17 protein-coding genes are annotated in these 15,816 nt (G+C 42.0%); 14 read left to right on the top strand and 3 right to left on the bottom strand.

What is annotated here, in order from left to right; genetic code table 11:
• The first annotated feature begins 174 nt into the window (after positions 1-174).
• Positions 175-915, top strand: a complete 741-nt coding sequence (locus KL866_RS16890; protein WP_025255551.1) for a PRC-barrel domain-containing protein — start codon at positions 175-177, stop codon at positions 913-915.
• Between the two features lie 79 nt (positions 916-994).
• Here KL866_RS16890 and KL866_RS16885 read toward each other — a convergent pair whose 3' ends face one another.
• The gene (locus KL866_RS16885) at positions 995-1,306 is read right to left on the bottom strand and encodes a metalloregulator ArsR/SmtB family transcription factor (protein ID WP_025255552.1); all 312 of its coding nucleotides are present in this window, start codon (positions 1,304-1,306) and stop codon (positions 995-997) included.
• Positions 1,307-1,500: 194 nt separating this feature from the next.
• Between KL866_RS16885 and KL866_RS16880 the strand changes: the two genes are divergently transcribed.
• The 13 genes from KL866_RS16880 to KL866_RS16820 all read left to right on the top strand — a co-directional run bounded on the left by KL866_RS16880 (position 1,501) and on the right by KL866_RS16820 (position 12,604).
• Entirely contained in the window at positions 1,501-1,851 is a 351-nt protein-coding gene (locus KL866_RS16880; RefSeq protein WP_025255553.1) for a rhodanese-like domain-containing protein, read from the top strand.
• A 55-nt stretch (positions 1,852-1,906) separates the two neighbouring features.
• Positions 1,907-2,830: a LysR family transcriptional regulator gene (locus tag KL866_RS16875; protein WP_025255554.1), complete on the top strand. Its 924-nt coding sequence runs from the start codon at positions 1,907-1,909 to the stop codon at positions 2,828-2,830.
• Positions 2,831-3,934: 1,104 nt separating this feature from the next.
• Positions 3,935-5,266, top strand: coding sequence for a sigma-54 dependent transcriptional regulator (locus KL866_RS16870; RefSeq protein ID WP_025255555.1), 1,332 nt, complete (start codon positions 3,935-3,937; stop codon positions 5,264-5,266).
• A gap of 15 nt (positions 5,267-5,281) precedes the next feature.
• Positions 5,282-5,506 (top strand): hypothetical protein, encoded by a 225-nt coding sequence (locus KL866_RS16865; RefSeq protein ID WP_025255556.1) that lies wholly within the window; start codon positions 5,282-5,284, stop codon positions 5,504-5,506.
• Positions 5,507-5,510: 4 nt separating this feature from the next.
• Complete coding sequence (locus KL866_RS16860) at positions 5,511-7,025, top strand: ATP-binding protein (RefSeq protein ID WP_214996115.1); 1,515 nt, start codon at positions 5,511-5,513, stop codon at positions 7,023-7,025.
• The gene (locus KL866_RS16855) at positions 7,015-7,467 is read left to right on the top strand and encodes a response regulator (protein ID WP_025255558.1); all 453 of its coding nucleotides are present in this window, start codon (positions 7,015-7,017) and stop codon (positions 7,465-7,467) included. Before KL866_RS16860 ends, KL866_RS16855 begins: the two co-directional genes overlap by 11 nt.
• Before the next feature lie 12 nt (positions 7,468-7,479).
• A complete protein-coding gene (locus KL866_RS16850; protein WP_025255559.1) occupies positions 7,480-9,567 on the top strand; it encodes a response regulator in 2,088 nt (695 codons plus the stop codon).
• Between the two features lie 186 nt (positions 9,568-9,753).
• The gene (locus KL866_RS16845) at positions 9,754-10,083 is read left to right on the top strand and encodes a hypothetical protein (protein ID WP_025255560.1); all 330 of its coding nucleotides are present in this window, start codon (positions 9,754-9,756) and stop codon (positions 10,081-10,083) included.
• Positions 10,084-10,087: 4 nt separating this feature from the next.
• Positions 10,088-10,609, top strand: coding sequence for a hypothetical protein (locus tag KL866_RS16840; RefSeq protein ID WP_025255561.1), 522 nt, complete (start codon positions 10,088-10,090; stop codon positions 10,607-10,609).
• Positions 10,610-10,661: 52 nt separating this feature from the next.
• Positions 10,662-10,919: a hypothetical protein gene (locus KL866_RS16835; protein ID WP_214996113.1), complete on the top strand. Its 258-nt coding sequence runs from the start codon at positions 10,662-10,664 to the stop codon at positions 10,917-10,919.
• A gap of 24 nt (positions 10,920-10,943) precedes the next feature.
• Positions 10,944-11,522 (top strand): CC0125/CC1285 family lipoprotein, encoded by a 579-nt coding sequence (locus KL866_RS16830; protein WP_214996112.1) that lies wholly within the window; start codon positions 10,944-10,946, stop codon positions 11,520-11,522.
• Between the two features lie 657 nt (positions 11,523-12,179).
• Positions 12,180-12,356 (top strand): DUF1328 domain-containing protein, encoded by a 177-nt coding sequence (locus KL866_RS16825; RefSeq protein ID WP_025255564.1) that lies wholly within the window; start codon positions 12,180-12,182, stop codon positions 12,354-12,356.
• 53 nt (positions 12,357-12,409) lie between these two features.
• Positions 12,410-12,604, top strand: a complete 195-nt coding sequence (locus KL866_RS16820; RefSeq protein ID WP_025255565.1) for a hypothetical protein — start codon at positions 12,410-12,412, stop codon at positions 12,602-12,604.
• Positions 12,605-12,685: 81 nt separating this feature from the next.
• On the opposite strand, the gene KL866_RS16815 is transcribed toward KL866_RS16820, so the two are convergent.
• Both KL866_RS16815 and KL866_RS16810 read right to left on the bottom strand, forming a co-directional pair.
• A complete protein-coding gene (locus KL866_RS16815; protein ID WP_214996111.1) occupies positions 12,686-12,904 on the bottom strand; it encodes a hypothetical protein in 219 nt (72 codons plus the stop codon).
• Between the two features lie 14 nt (positions 12,905-12,918).
• A complete protein-coding gene (locus KL866_RS16810) occupies positions 12,919-15,666 on the bottom strand; it encodes a DUF349 domain-containing protein (protein ID WP_251140120.1) in 2,748 nt (915 codons plus the stop codon).
• Positions 15,667-15,816 lie beyond the last annotated feature (150 nt).

The raw sequence follows: 15,816 nt of genomic DNA, 5'->3' as shown, positions 1-15,816 counted from the left end.
AAGCTCGCTTAAGCGAGCTTTTTTGTTTATTGACTTAAATGATCTCAATCAACATTAATTAAGAAGAAAATACAGAAAGGTTAAGGACTGTCTACACTTAGAGTAATAAAGAGTGACGTTGACTAACAATAATTGTCATTCTATACAATGAGCCCTAGCAAAGGAGGCGCAACTATGATCATTAGTTCAAAACAGCTTACTCACTTTTCTATTCATGCAGTGGATGACAAGGTGGGCGGCATCCGCGACATCCTTTTCGACGATGAAACTTTTACCGTACGTTATTTGGTTGCTGATACTAATACTTGGCTTCCGCTTAGCAGAAAGGTGGTCATTTCCCCCATCGCAGTTACAGAACTAGACGGTGACAAGGATAACGTTCACGTGAATATGACCGTTGAAAAGCTAAAAAATAGCCCATCTATTGACGAACACAAACCCGTTTCTCGAGAATACGAAGAAAATCTCTTTAAATATTTTGGTTACGGATACTATTGGATTGGACCAGGGGCTTGGGGCGAGTTTGCTCATCCAAATGAACTTGTTGAATTACAGCAGGCTGAAGAATCTGACACGTTACACCCTAAGAAGACCAGTAATCATTTGAGAGCCGTTGGAGAAGTCGGCGGGTACGAGGTTGCCACTACAACTGATAATGTAGGTCATATTAGCAATTTCATTATAGATACGCACAGTTGGAAAATTGTAATGTTAGTCGTTGATACAAATAATTGGCTGCCAGGCGGCAAACACCTTGTCCTCATGCCAAGCGATATAGACAATATAGATTGGGCCGCGCATAACGTGTCGGTGAAACTTAGTCATGATGAATTGATCAACAGACCGGAAGTAGATAACGATAGAATTGCAGAGGACGGTTATATTTCGATGCTGCGCGAGCAATTCAATAAGTAGCAGTTAAGCTATAGGAAATTTTTTTAACGATCCAATGTCCGTTTTAAACACGGACATTGTCGTTTAAAAAAGAAAAACGCTATTGGCAAAAGAACTCGTACATCAAAGCAATAAGACGCTTGACTCGTTCATCTGCAAGACGGTAGTAAATTGTTTGACCTTCCCTTCTAGTAGCTACCATTCTCGACTCTCGCAATAACGCAAGATGTTGAGAAATTACGGGCTGTGAAACGTTAACCACTTCTAAAAGTTCGGTTACCGATTTTTCCTCTTTCAAAAGCAAACAAAGCACCATGAGGCGTGTTTTGTTCGCGAATTGCTTCAGGAAGATTTCAGCTTCCGCAGTGTGTTCCATTATAACATCTGAACCTAATACCATATCCTCGGACATAAGCACTCCCTATCTGTAAAGTATCTCGGCACTAATTTAGCCGTTAACTATACTAAAGTATAAGACATTTTGCCGACTTGCCATTTTATGCGATGAATTCCGGTATTCCATATTGTTTTGTTACATTACCAGTCCAATATAATTAAAAACGAACTCGAACTAGCGTTACTCAAACTAATCGAATAGGAAATTCCATGCTCATTGATATTAAATCTAGAATTAACAATATTGATTTTGACATCCGTAGTGTGACCGCTGAACAAGCGTTCAGTGAGTTGCAACACAATAACGGAACCTTAATAGACGTAAGAGAAGCTAGTGAAGTAGAAAAACAGCCCGTACCTACTGCACTTCATATCCCACGGGGTATTTTAGAGATGAAAGCACTTGAGCGCTTTAAAGACGCATCGACGCCACTTTATATACACTGTGCTTCTGGCATTCGTGCAAAACTAGCCGCAGAACAACTAATGAATATGGGTTACGACAGAGTTTCGGTAGTGACGTGTTCGGTGCCAATCATTAATCAAGCCAATGAGAAATGACTTGTATAATATGTGTATGCTATAAGTAGCCTCAACAAGGCTTAGAGGGCGGTGCATGCTTAAATCTACACTAGAACAATGGCGAATGTTTAAAGCCGTTGTTGATGCTGGTGGCTTTAACCAAGCCGCAGCGCAAGTACATAAAAGTCAATCAAGTGTCCACCACGCGGTTCAAAAACTTGAGAACGCCATTGGGGTAACACTTTTTGAAAATATTGGGCGCAAAGTGCAACTATCCCCTCAAGGCGAACTTATGTACCGCCGCGCGTCTTTTCTGCTAAACGAGGCTCACAAGCTCGAAGCAGTAGCAAGTAGCTTAAAAGTGGGGACAGAAACAACGTTGCGTATTGCTGTAGATATCATTTTTCCCTCTGAATTACTTTACAACGTTCTTGCCAAAGTTTCTGCAGAATTCCCCTTGCTACGTATCGAAATAGAGGAAACAGTGCTCAGCGGTGCCAATGCCCTACTAAGCAGTGGGAAAGTAGATTTAGGCATTTCTCCATTCATATTCCCTAATGGATTCAGTGAAGATTTATGTGAGATCGAATTTGCTGCCGTCGCGCATGCAGACCATTCACTGCACCAACTAAATAGAACGCTGACTTTGGAAGATCTCAAAGCCCATCGTCAAATCGTGGTTCGCGACTCATCGGCGGAGCGCAAAGCTGATGCAGGCTGGTTAGATGCAGAACAGCGGTGGACGGTAAGTCATGTAAGAACGTCATTAGATATAATCGCTCAGGGGCTTGGGTTTGCTTGGCTACCTATTGCAATTATCAAAGACGAATTGGAAAACGGCACGCTGGTTCCTCTTCCTTTAAGTAACAACGCCGCTTTAAGAAAGGCGCTACTTTACCTATCTTTTGAAGATGGAGACACGCTAGGCCCAGCTGCGCGAGCGTTTATGGGGGAACTGAGGTATCAAACTATGAACCTTCCTACATCAGATTTTATGCTAGATTCCTGTACCAAATGACCACTAGTTTAACTTACCGTAGAAGGTAAATACTCGTAGCATAGCAGAAACCTAAATAACGAGATTAATACGTATATCAAAGCCACTACGCCGTCGTCAGTGGCTATCCCATGGCCATAATGAATACCGAGAGTGCAGGGATTAATCTCATGAAAAGAATGAGCTTTAGTGGGGAGCATTATTAGACCACTTTCCACACTATTCGATGTAGTTAAAGAGCGAAACATTGGCTGTATCATAAAAAGACAGCGAAGAACGGGTAACCGTTCAACCCCATCAGTATCACGTCTTACTTTCACGACGATATTTTGTAATTAATCAACATCGCAATTTATATCGATTACTTTCTTCGGATATTAAAGGAGTCTGCTACCGAGTAAAATTTGCAATGCGATAAGTAAAATCGTCACACCAGTTAAAGAAGATACGCTAGAGATAGCACCGATAAGTGTACAATTGATAAAAGATGAAAACGCCAACATAGAGACATAACCTCCCTTTCCCATAACTCCCCCAAATTGGCAAAATTAAAAAATTTCTGACATGCGCGCCACTGCATCTTTCTCAAAACATCGCAAGGTGCCATTGATTTCTAATAGGTTTTTGTCCACTCTGCCGATTTCTTTGACCTTTTTGTTGTTATGTTCAACTAAGCTGAAGGCGTTATTGCCTCTCTAAAAACGTACAAATAGTCGTCAAAATAAACTGTTAACAGCTTTAGTAAAGAAGCTCACTTAATATAGGTTGAGCGAAAAATGTGCCACTGGTTTTGCGAAACATTCTTTAAAGGCCAATGGGAATAGTTTTTGCAACACTATGTAAATTGGTAACACTTTTCGCTTTGATGAGCTATTTAACAAACGTTAGTTTTAAATAGTGGCTTTGAAGCGTTGATGTAGGGTTGGCGCACTGTTGAACTGCCAACTAAACAAAATTACTCGAATTCTATTTTCAGTGTTACCCAGAATCAAACAACATGATGCAAAAAACCACTCGAGTACAAGTTCGCTTTTTGCGTTATGGTTTACTGCTATTTATGATAAAACTATAACATTGATTTTATTCCATATTCTTTAATGGATATTGAAAGAGAGGGACATCCACGTGCTAACCGTACTTTTAGTCGATGACGACGCCGAATTTACTGAAGTTGCCTGTACTATTATTGAATTTTTGGGCCATGACGTCTTAACTGCTGCTACGTTGGCAGAAGCTCGTGATTGGCTTGAAAAAGAAACATTCGACCACGTGCTGCTAGACTTTATGCTACCAGACGGCAGCGGCGCTCACTTATTTAATGAACTTGATGCGCTTCCAAAGAGACCTCGCGTAACCTTAATCACTGGTCACCCTTCGGTTAAAAGTGTAATAAAAGGCCTTTGTGGCCCTACCGTTGACTATCTCGTTAAACCTATACAACGAGAAGAAATTGAAGCGGTGCTAAGTAAAAAGGCAAAAGTAAAAGAGCCAGTTGAAGAGAAGATTGAAAAGCATTTCGACTTGCTTATTGGCGAGTCAACTGTAATGAAAGAGCTATACAAACTCATTTCAAGGGTAAGTAAAACCAGTGCTAATGTCATGTTATTAGGCGAAAGCGGTGTTGGTAAAGAGGTGGTCGCAGCAGCAATTCACCGCGCTTCTGAAAGTGAAGGCCCTTACATCGCCACAAACTGCGGTGCATTTTCAAAAGAATTGATAGGAAGTGAACTGTTCGGTCATGAAAAAGGCGCATTTACTGGTGCTGTAGGTCGTAAAGAAGGGGTATTTGAGCAGGCAGAGGGTGGCACTCTCTTCTTAGATGAAATTACAGAAATGCCCATTGATATGCAGCCAAATTTATTACGAGTTCTTGAAAATAAAGTCGTTATTCGCGTGGGGGGTACGAAGACTATACCCGTTAGCTGCCGCGTCGTTTCTGCCACCAATAGAACAATGGAAGAAATTGCCCAAAGCAAAGTTCTACGCGAAGATATTTATTTTAGACTCGCCGTCTTCCCAATTACTATTCCGCCACTGCGTGACAGAAAAGAAGACATTCCTTTATTGGCAAAAACTTTCATTACCGAATTTAACAAAGACAATGGCTCAAATTTCAAATGGGAAGAAAGCCAGCTAGATACACTACAAGCTTACGATTGGCCTGGAAATGTGCGAGAGCTAAGACACTTTGTACATCGCGCTGCAATAATGAGTGATCCTGAAAAGAGCGATATTGAATTGCCTAAAACCATTGAATCTCCTTTCGCGCAGAAGCAGAGCACTACTCCGGCATTACAGGCAGGACGCACTATCGAAGACGTAGAAAAAGAACTTATCTATGCCACGCTAGAGAAAGTTAATGGCAATAAGACCACTGCGGCAGAAATGTTGGGTATAAGCACTAAAACGCTATACAACCGCCTCCATGCTTATGGTGATCTTAGCAAAGACGAATAAAGAGAGGTATTCGATATGAAGAGCGAAGAGTTTTCTCGACTTAGTGTTTTTGTACACGATGCCCGTAAACCTTTAAACAGAATTTCGATGCAAGCAGAGCTTGTGAAAATGGCACTGAATGGGGATGTTGCACCTGAAAAAGCGCTAGCAGCATTAGATAAAATAATAAGCAGTGCAAAAGACTGCAGCCACACCCTCTCTGAAATGACGTCAGAATTGGGTGAGAATGTTTCGGAATGAGTAAATGATTTCTAAAATTCTGTCTTCAATTTACAGTTGGATTATTTTGGTCGTATTGATCATCGTTGTTATGACAGCAAACTCCTTTTATGTTGTGAGCACGCTCAATGACCTTTCTGCGCTAGAAGCACGGCTATTTACTACTAACCGCGTCATCAATGCAGTGAATCGACTTCACGTGGCAGTGTTACGTGTTGAGTCTGGTCAGCGTGGCTTCATTCTTACTAACGATCTGGAATACCTGACTGACTACACCGAAACGCTCGGCGTTATTAGCGAGTTGATGGACGAAGTAGAAGTAAGCTCATTTTCATCTGACATTAACGAACAATCTGTAAGAATTGAAGAGTTACTCAATTTAACCAAAGCGAAGGTAAACGAAGTAATAGGAATTGTTGAACTCGTTAAAGAAGGACGAAAGCGAGAAGCTATCGAACTTGTCGAGAGCGACAAAGGCATAGAGTTGTATAAGCGATTCGAGAAACTGTATCGCGAAGTTGATGCATCTGAGCGTGACATGCAAGGAACGCATCTAGCAAACTTAATGAGTTTAAGAAGAGACTCGGTGAATACGCTAATTATCTCTTCAGCAACTACTTTACTGCTTATTATTACTGTATTTCTGCTTCTTAAAATCAATTCTCGAGAACACGAGAAGTATCAAGCTGATTTAGAGTCTGTAAATGAAGATTTGGAGTCGCGTATTGAAGAACGGACCCAAGAGTTAAGTGTTTATTCTGACGAGTTGGCAAGAAGCAACCGAGAATTAGAAGATTTTGCATTTGTAGCTTCTCACGATCTGCAAGAGCCGCTTCGTAAAATACGAGCATTCGGCAACCGGCTAGAATCTGGGTACAACGACGTTATTGACGATAGAGGAAAAGATTATCTTGCGCGCATGTTAAACGCAGCAGAGCGAATGTCTATGCTTATATCCGACCTACTTGCGTTTTCACGTGTCGCAACCCGTGGCAAAGATTTTGATGATGTAAATCTAGAAAAGGTTATAGAAAGCGTGTTGGACGATTTAGAAATCGCCATTGATGAAAAATCAGCACAAATAAGCGTAAGTGCACTGCCAATCATTCGTGGTGATAAAACACAGCTCGAACAACTATTTTTAAACTTAATTTCTAATGCTCTCAAATTTCAAAGTGAGGGAGTGACGCCTGTGGTTAATATTAACTTACAGGAAGTAAGCGAAGAGGATACTCAGGACATACTAATGTCAGAAGAGTACGACTGGATAAAACTAACGGTTAGTGATAACGGTATTGGATTTGATCAGACATTCGCAGAGAAAATCTTCGCTCCTTTTCAGCGCCTTCATGGCAGAAGCGAATACAAAGGCACAGGCATAGGGCTTGCGGTATGTCGTAGAATAGTGGAAAGGCATAACGGACAAATCAATGCTGTGAGCACACCAGGACACGGGGCCACATTCTCGATAATAATACCGGTAAATAGCGAGCCCTTCGGTTCTAACAACAATAATGGAGAAATACACAATGACGCGTAAACAAACTCAACCGATTAATATTTTAATGGCTGACGATGATGAAGATGACCGTTTATTAACCGTTGACGCATTACAGGAGAGCCGCGTACTCAACAATTTGTTTTGCGTTGAAGACGGGGTTGAGTTGTTGGAGTTTCTTCGCCACGAGGGTAAATATACTGATCCTGCCTCTGCGCCTCGTCCTAGTCTCATATTACTTGACTTGAACATGCCACGAAAAGATGGCCGCGAAGCTCTTCAAGAACTTAAAAATGATCCTAAACTGCGCAGCATACCTGTTGTTATTCTAACAACATCAAAGGAAGAAGAGGATATGCTTCGCGGTTATGATCTTGGTTGCGCCTCTTATATTACCAAACCAGTTAATTTTGAAGGCCTGGTTGAACTAATGCGTGCATTAGGACGTTATTGGATAGAGTTTGTAGAGTTGCCACACGAATAATAGAGGTTCTAGATGTCAGAGGTTATTAAAATTTTATTGGTAGAAGATGATGAAGATGACTACTTTTTAACTTCTGATTATCTAGCACAATGCGAGTCACCCACGTTTGAATTAACGTGGGTGACAAACAGTCAAGACGCGGTTGAGGCGCTCAAGACAGAAACGTTTGATTTGTGTTTGCTTGACTATCTTCTAGGCGCTGAAAATGCCATCGATGTACTGGGCGTTTTAAAATCGAATCAATTTAGTCTGCCCGTTGTTATTTTAACAGGTCAGTCAGACGTTACCGTAGACGAAATGGTAATGCGTGCTGGAGCGGCCGATTATCTGCAAAAGTCTGAGATAGAATCACCGCGGTTTATGCGCACTATCCGTTATGCCATGGTTCGACGTGACATAGAAAACGAGCGAATAGAGCGTAATAAAGTTGAGCAGAAAAACAAAGCTAAAGACAAATTTCTTGCACACTTAGGCCACGAACTTCGCACTCCCCTCACCTCTATTTTGGGCTACACAGAGCTATTAATCGACGATGCTAGAAATAGTTCGTTTCAGCAAGAGCTATCAATTATTCACTCTAACGGAAAACATTTATTGAGCCTGCTCAACGATCTTCTCGACATGTCACGCATAATGGCTGAGAAGCTTGAGTTAAATATTAAAGACGTGAATTTATCTGCCTTCCTTACCGATATTCATTCTTTAATGCGCTTGAACGCAAAGGATAAAGGCCTGAGCTTACATGTTATTTCTAAAACGAAGATTCCTGAATTTATTCAAACAGATCCCACTCGCCTTCGCCAAGTGCTGCTCAATCTCATATCCAATGCGGTAAAGTTCACTGATAAAGGCAGTATTACGCTAACCATTACACTAGACGAAGATTCAGCGGCTAACAAAGAAACATCGCTGCTTAGATTTTCGGTAGATGATACTGGTATTGGCATGCAGCCAGATAAGTTAATAAATATTTTCCAACCGTTTGAGCAAATTGAAGACGTGATGCGCGCTAATCACGGTGGCGCAGGTCTGGGATTAGCTATTTGTAAAGAATTGGTCACCAAACTTGGTGGCGACATCGATGTGGCGTCGCGGCTTGGAGAAGGCAGTACGTTCACCTTTGATATTGACCCGGGCGATATATCCACACAACCCAAAGTTGAATTAGAGCTTGGGCAGATTCAACCTGTTGAATCTAGCAGTATAGATTTAAATGTCACAGGTAAAGTACTCATCGTTGATGATTTAAGAGAAATTCGTAGACTTACCGGACACATTGTAAGTCAATCAAATGCTGACATTAGCTACGCTGAAAACGGGGTTAAAGCGCTAGAAGCCGTGTTACAGGCCGATGAACACAATCAACCTTTTGACCTGGTTCTTATGGATATTCACATGCCTGTTATGAACGGTATCGAAGCTTTACATGCTATCCGTCGTCACGGTAAGAATATTCCCGTAATCGCCGTTACTGCAGCAAGTCGTAAAGGGCTTAGGGAGTCATTAATACGAGAGGGCTTTAATGATGTTATTGGAAAACCGATAGACCGCTTTGCATTGGCAAACCTTCTTTCCCAATACCTGCTCCCTGGCGACCATATAACTTTTACTAATGTAGAAGCACAAGTCGCTGACATGCCCATGCAAAAACCTTATGCACCGGAGAAAGAAGCGACTATAAGTAAAGCTATTGAAGCCAGTTCCATAGCAGATGCGACATCTACAAATACTTCAGAACAAAGCGACGAAGAGCAGCTCAATAATAAGCGTATTCTAGTCATTGAAGATGATGAAGATGCTGCGGAGCTATTACAATTGTTTTTATCGCATTTAGGGCATGACGTTACTACTGAATACTGCGGTGCTGACGCGCTTGATACTGCATGTGACGGCGAGTTTGACCATGTACTGATGGATTTAACGTTACCTGATTACAATGGGTATGATCTTGCTAGCGAACTTAAAGAAAAATTGCCGAATGCTTTACTTACCATCGTAAGTGGGCATGAAGCCGATGAAGAAGCTATGGAATCAATTGGAATAGACAGCGCACTACTTAAACCTGTTTCCAAAGATGACCTAGCGTCTGTTGTCGGATGAGTAAAGTATCGCATTCTATTTACTAAGAAAATATTACAAGGGTTTGCAAAGATAACGTATTTCTCTTACAAACCTTCTATTCCCAATACTGCTCAAAACAAATAAAGCACTGATATTCAACGAAATTATTATTTGGTACACCAGTTGCACACATCTAAGTGAACCCAAAATATTAAGGAGAGTATTATGGCTACACAAGCTTCAGCGAAACCACAAACCGTTAAAACTAACAGCACTAACGGTACGACTGAGCCGAGTCACCCGGTAACGGATCAACTGAAAGAAACGCTTCATGCATCAGTAGATAAACTCGCAGATAACGCGGGCGTTGCAGAAGAAAATATTCGCCGTACAGCTACATCGTCTGCAGAAAACATGTCAGAGAGAAGACGTTTGGCTGAGCAAAAATGGCAAGCATCAAAAGTGCGTAAATATGCCATTGAAAATCCGGTTACCACTGCGGGTATCGCCTTTGCAGCCGGTATGCTAGTAACGTCACTTCTACGTAAGAAGTAACATCATGGAAGCACCAGATTTTCGGGCCGCACGCTATAAGTTGTGCGATGAAAATCCATTTCGCCTGACGCCGCCCTCGGCGCGGGCGAATCCCCATGCCCCCCCTAACGGAGACCGCAAACAGTCATCATCATCTGATCAGCAGTCTACACAGCAAAATTATCCAGACCCGTCATTTTCGGACATCTTCACTGCATTTAAAGACGCTTTCGATCAGCGAAAGGCACAGAGTTTTGCTTTTTTAGAGCTTACCAATAGCGAATTGATGCTTATTAAAAAAAGTTTCTTTGTCACTATTTTCGCTTGTTTAGCAGCATTCGCTGTTGGCACGGTTTGTTGGCTTATTTTAAATATCGCCATTGGAGCAATACTTCACAATGTAGGTGTACACTACGTTGTAGTACCAATCGTTCTGCTGGTTTTAAATAGTATCGTAGCATTTGGTTTCTTTAAGCTTGCTCAAAACGCTTTCAATTACCTAAGCTTTAGTAGATTAATTCAAACATGGCGCAGGGTTTTCGGATAGAACGCTTTATCACTAAGCAATAAGCACCTTCTAAAATAGTGAGGCAAACGAAATGAACATCTTCCTAAAAGCAGACATTCGAGATATCGCGCAAAAAGAGCATGCGTATTTTTCACAAAAACACCACGCTGATGTTGCAGTTACTCAAGCAAAAAGGCAATGTAAGTTGATGATGGGAAAACCAGAAACACTACTTGGTATTGCCTCACTCGGAGCCTATAAAGGTGCTGCAGATGCAAAGCCTAAAGCTAAACGCAATCAAGCTTTAATGACGTTAGGTAGAACCGCGTTATTGTCGTTGTTTCAATAATCACAGTACTGAGGAATATGTGAGATGAACATCAAAAATAAAACAAAGAATAGTCGTTTATTAGTTGCCTCTATCAGCGCGGTATTAAGCCTTGCTATAGTTGGGTGTTCATCAACGCCTGTAGCTGCTCCAACTCCCTATAAGTCAGCTGGTTCTAAAGCAGCATATGGGTATTCAAGTGAAAAAGTTTCTGGTAATGAATTTAAGGTTCTCTTTAAGGCAACTGACAAAACACCCGCAGATAAGGTGCAGCAGTTTGCACTTTATCGGGCTGCAGAAATTGCGCAGAAACAAGGTTTCACGTACTTAGCTATAGTAAAAACAAATATAGATAAAAAACCTGTCATAGCGCGGGAAATAATGGCGAGCAAAGAAAAAACTGTTCCGTTTCAAAATGACAGACAATGCACAATGTCCGGGTGTGATGAAGTTGCTCAGCCAATGGCGGTCCCAAGCTCAAACGATGTCGTAAAAACCCAAATCAATGATATTTATTTTACTATTGATGTAAAAATGGCGAATGATAAAGCGAGTTTGGGCAAAAACGCCTTTACTGTAATTGAGGTACTGTCAGAACCCTTAGAGACAAAAAATGGCAGCTAAGTGTACCCTCGTTCCCAATTTTTTAGCCCCAAATAAGTAGCTGTATAACAAGAATGCTTTTCGGGACGTTGTTAGCGTTTTAGAAAAGCATCTTTTGTTCGTTAGTAAGCCATTTGTACACTCCAAAGCCAACAACTAATGCAATAGACCTCATTTCTTTTTGTGCAGTGGTCACAGGTCACTTGCTATCATCACTCTACTTCCAGCAAACGTCCAATTCGTTGCAACCCGCGGGCTTTAGATTAACTCTGTTTATGCAGACGAGTATGCTTTGTACAAATGATGGCAACTCGTTGTTAATAAAAAAGTTCATCTACTATCAATCAAGTAGTGATGTAAAAATACTGATTACGCGAATTGATAGATAAGAGCTCCTAAAAACTAATGTTCTATTAGGAGAGGATCGTTCGTTTTGTAACTATTTATTCTATTAGTTTGTCCACTAGCGAGGTTGATTTATTACCGCCACCAATGTTAAACGGTGAATCATGTAAAAAATGCATTAGTTCGTGTAATCGTGACGTTAGCCACCCACAAAAACACCCAACAAAGAATAATAAAAGAGGTATAAACCTTATTAATCAACAACTTAAAATAACGGCATAAAGATAGCATCTGTAACTGTGAAAGTAACGGAAGCAATACGAGGATTTAGTTATGTTAGGTTGGGCAATCACATTTTTTATCATCGCCATTATTGCAGCAGTTTTTGGTTTTGGAGGCATCGCAGGAGCAGCAACAGGTATAGCACAGTTTCTTTTCTTTGTGTTTATCGCCTTGCTTGTAATCTCACTTATCGCAAATGCGCTACGTGGCAAAGCACCAAGAGCCTAGAAGTTAAAAGTTAAAACTTAAAAGTTATATTAATAGGAAAAAGGAGTAAGGATATGTTTTCATTTAAAAACTTGTCAAAGGTACTAGTAGCATCAGCATTCGCACTATCGCTAGCAGCATGTGGTGACGGTGAAGCGGAAGACGCAGGCGAAGAGTTGGACGAGATGGTTACCGATGCAGGTAACGCCGTTGAAGACGCTTGTGAAGATGTGAAAGAAGGCGCAAACGCCGAAGATAAAGACTGCTAATTGCATCTTTATTAACAAAAGGGCCAGACATTGTCTGGCCCTTTCGTTTTTGTTAGCGAATGTGTTTTACTAGAACAACACCTAAGACACTTCTTCCCCACCTAACTCGCGAGCAAGATCGTCTAACGTAGATAATGTAGAGTCAAATTCCCCTACCACATAACGATACTTCACGCTAACGTGATGGTCTGAACGGCCAAACTTCACTCTTAACCCTTCAGCATCAATATGCTTAACGGTATTTAGGAAACGATACGCAGACATTTCTGTTTCAAATTGAAACTCAACACTGTTTTCCATTTAAGTTTTCCGATTTAGGTTACAATATCGGGGTTTGCATCAATAACTGCAATGACCCGTTGAAGGAGGGGGTTGTCTGCTTCGCTTATTGAGTCGTAGGATAACCAGTCTGCGAGAATGTCCGGAGCAGCTGCCGCCTCGCCCTTCTCCAGCTTAGATGTCATCATTTGTAACTGTACACTAGAGCGTATAGAAGCATCTGCTTCTGGGCTCGGCATACCGGTCGCTACTTCTAACGCTACCGTTAACCATTGCCTATTGTGTTGACTCGCTGCGCTGCCGTTAGATTGACCTAGCACACTCGCCCAACGCTTTCCTAAGGTTTCCGCTAAAACCTGCTCGTCACCACTGCCCTCACCAATACTGAGCTGAAGTAACGAAATAAGTGCTCGAGCGCGTGCCAAACGGGCCTGTAATTGTACATTTTTGGCTTGATCCGCTCGCTTACTTTCAAAGACCTCTATCTTTCTTTCAACTTTAGTACGCTGCGCTTTAGGCAGGTCGGTTAACTGAGCGCGGACGTCATTTATTGACTGACTAAACGTGGTCTCGTCGCTGTTGATGTCGACGTCATCCAGCTGCACAAACAAAGAATCAACTAATGAATTGAACGCATTGCTTTGAACTTTCCGCTCGGCCTTCAGACGCTCGAAGACGGTGTCGTTTGCAGCTTTGAACTCTGCCCATAACCTACTCTCTTCGCGTTTTCCAGCATGGCCTATTTGTTTCCACTCACTCTGTAATTGTTGTGCTTTGTCGGCAGCGCTTGAAACATCGTCTTCGACGGCGAGTTGCTGCGCTTGTGCCACTAAATCTCGCTTTTGTGCTTGGTTATCACTTTGCCACTGGTTTACTTTAGCTTGAATAGGTGATGAAACCGCTTTCCACTCTTGTTTTAACTGCTCGTAGATTTCGCGCTCAACCTGACCCGCACTGTGCCACTGCTTAGACGCTCTATCGAACATTTTCATCAGTTCAGGTTCAGGCATATTTAAATCTATCGCTTTTACCGAAGCGATAAGCGACACTCGCTGCTCACGCGCAGCAGCACGTTGCTCATCCAATTTAGCGTAATGCGCTCTACATGGCTCGAAAGCCTTTTCAAGTGCATTATCAAATTGCTCCTGCAACAAAACGTCATCACTGCCTCCATCGCTATTCGACGATGTAGGTGTTAACGATAACCACTGCTTACGTAAGTATTTGATGGCCTCACTTCTTTGTTTGATGTTGTCTGCATCAGTGTTTGCCAGGTTTTTTGCTTCCTCCACAAGCGCAGGTTTACGCGGCGCAGCTAGATAATCCTGCCAGCCTTCTAAGCGCGATACCTCACCGGATGTTTTTTCAAAGCGCTTTTCCACATACTTTTTCGCTGAGTCTGGTAATGAATTATAACTTTCTTGAAGCTTTGCAAACTTCGATATAGCAACGCGAAACTTACCCTGAGCAATTAGGTTATCAATAACGCTAATGTGCTTTCGAACGTATTTAACTTGGTCATTTTCTTTAGATTTCTGCGCGCGCTCTTTTGCGTTCACTCGTTTAGTGGCAGCGTTAAAACGCTTAATCAACGCCTTAGGAATAGCGTTAATTTCACGTTCAAGTAGCTTATATGCTTGACGCGCATCGTCAAATTCCGCTTTAAGAGCCGCGTCACTACCGCTTTGACCTTGCGCATCAATGTTTGCTCGGCTTTGTTCGTTAGGGGTTGCGCTAACTTCTTTTACATTTTCATCACGAGTAGCTTCATCTAAATCGCTATTACTTACCGCATCAATCTTCGCGGCGATATCTTCAAGCAGCTGAAGCTTAATCAATAGCTTTTGACCGTATTGTTGCTGCATAGAAAAGCGATCAAGCTGTTCATTTAATGCATCGACTGCACGCTTAATCTCTGTGATCCGCTTATCAGTTACAATTTCACCATCTAAACGCGCTAGCTGTTCAAGGGTTGCTTCAACACCGCGCACGCTTTCATTGACTGTAGCCACATCGGCAAGTGTAGCTTCGCATAATCGATTATTGTAAAGCCAAGTTACCTGTTCTTTTGCGTGAATAAGCTGTTGTTCGCACAAGGCCTTGGTATTAGCACGTTGGGAAGCTTGTTGTTTTTCTTCCCACGCAGGGCGGATACGGCTTAAGTATCGCTCAAGCTGCTCACCGATACGGGCGCGCTTTTCTTCATAATCAGCGCGCTCTTCTGGATTAAGTAAGTCAATTTGAGCAAACAGTCCTGACAATTCGCTCTCTAGCTCATTGCGCTTTTCATCAATGGTTTCTACATCTGACTTGTCGAGCAAGGCCTGATATTTTGAAAGCCCCAAAGTGAGTTGCTTTTTAAGCTCCACTGGGCGCTGAGCAGCTTCCTTGATAGCATGAATACGCGCATCGATCTGAGACGCAAGCACATCATCTGACACTTTTTTAGCAAGCTTCTGCAAATCCGATACGTCTGAATGTGCGTTGATTAATTGAGTCTTAAGTTGATGGCTTGCGCCCTCTAAAAAGACAAACTGGGTAAAAGATGGCTTCGCTACTTTTTCAATAAGCGTATTGGCTAAGCAGTCATCTTTCAAAAGTGCGGGATCTTTTTTCAACATTTGCGGTACTAGCTGTACAACTAGGTCAGCGTTTGCCGTTTCAGTTAAAAAAGAAAATGTCTCTTTGCGAGAAAGTGTAACGTCTCCCTCACCTAACAACGCGGCGTTAACCTTTTTCCCGGCCGCTTTTTTAACGCGAGATTGCTTTGCGATTTGCGACATTTTTAGCCACAGCACAAAGCTATTAAGCTTTTCAAGCGCAGCTAAACTGACACTTGCATCTTCGTCGTTAAATGCAGTTCGTGAAGAATTGTTTTTTCTTGTGCCTTATCGGGAGAAAGATTCTCGACTGCCTGTATCCGTTTTTCAGGC

Source organism: Alteromonas sp. ALT199, from assembly GCF_018619335.1.
GTDB lineage: Bacteria > Pseudomonadota > Gammaproteobacteria > Enterobacterales > Alteromonadaceae > Alteromonas.
Note: the sequence above shows the minus strand (reverse complement) of the source record. Positions and strands in the feature narration are given on the sequence as shown.

Bases quoted from the DNA above. Each gene is read 5' to 3' on its own strand.
- KL866_RS16890 (WP_025255551.1), top strand. From the start codon at position 175: ATGATCATTAGTTCAAAACAGCTTACTCACTTTTCTATTCATGCAGTG.
- KL866_RS16885 (WP_025255552.1), bottom strand. From the start codon at position 1,306: ATGTCCGAGGATATGGTATTAGGTTCAGATGTTATAATGGAACACACT.
- KL866_RS16880 (WP_025255553.1), top strand. From the start codon at position 1,501: ATGCTCATTGATATTAAATCTAGAATTAACAATATTGATTTTGACATC.
- KL866_RS16875 (WP_025255554.1), top strand. From the start codon at position 1,907: ATGCTTAAATCTACACTAGAACAATGGCGAATGTTTAAAGCCGTTGTT.
- KL866_RS16865 (WP_025255556.1), top strand. From the start codon at position 5,282: ATGAAGAGCGAAGAGTTTTCTCGACTTAGTGTTTTTGTACACGATGCC.
- KL866_RS16860 (WP_214996115.1), top strand. From the start codon at position 5,511: ATGATTTCTAAAATTCTGTCTTCAATTTACAGTTGGATTATTTTGGTC.
- KL866_RS16855 (WP_025255558.1), top strand. From the start codon at position 7,015: ATGACGCGTAAACAAACTCAACCGATTAATATTTTAATGGCTGACGAT.
- KL866_RS16850 (WP_025255559.1), top strand. From the start codon at position 7,480: ATGTCAGAGGTTATTAAAATTTTATTGGTAGAAGATGATGAAGATGAC.
- KL866_RS16845 (WP_025255560.1), top strand. From the start codon at position 9,754: ATGGCTACACAAGCTTCAGCGAAACCACAAACCGTTAAAACTAACAGC.
- KL866_RS16840 (WP_025255561.1), top strand. From the start codon at position 10,088: ATGGAAGCACCAGATTTTCGGGCCGCACGCTATAAGTTGTGCGATGAA.
- KL866_RS16835 (WP_214996113.1), top strand. From the start codon at position 10,662: ATGAACATCTTCCTAAAAGCAGACATTCGAGATATCGCGCAAAAAGAG.
- KL866_RS16830 (WP_214996112.1), top strand. From the start codon at position 10,944: ATGAACATCAAAAATAAAACAAAGAATAGTCGTTTATTAGTTGCCTCT.
- KL866_RS16825 (WP_025255564.1), top strand. From the start codon at position 12,180: ATGTTAGGTTGGGCAATCACATTTTTTATCATCGCCATTATTGCAGCA.
- KL866_RS16820 (WP_025255565.1), top strand. From the start codon at position 12,410: ATGTTTTCATTTAAAAACTTGTCAAAGGTACTAGTAGCATCAGCATTC.
- KL866_RS16815 (WP_214996111.1), bottom strand. From the start codon at position 12,904: ATGGAAAACAGTGTTGAGTTTCAATTTGAAACAGAAATGTCTGCGTAT.
- KL866_RS16810 (WP_251140120.1), bottom strand. From the start codon at position 15,666: ATGTCGCAAATCGCAAAGCAATCTCGCGTTAAAAAAGCGGCCGGGAAA.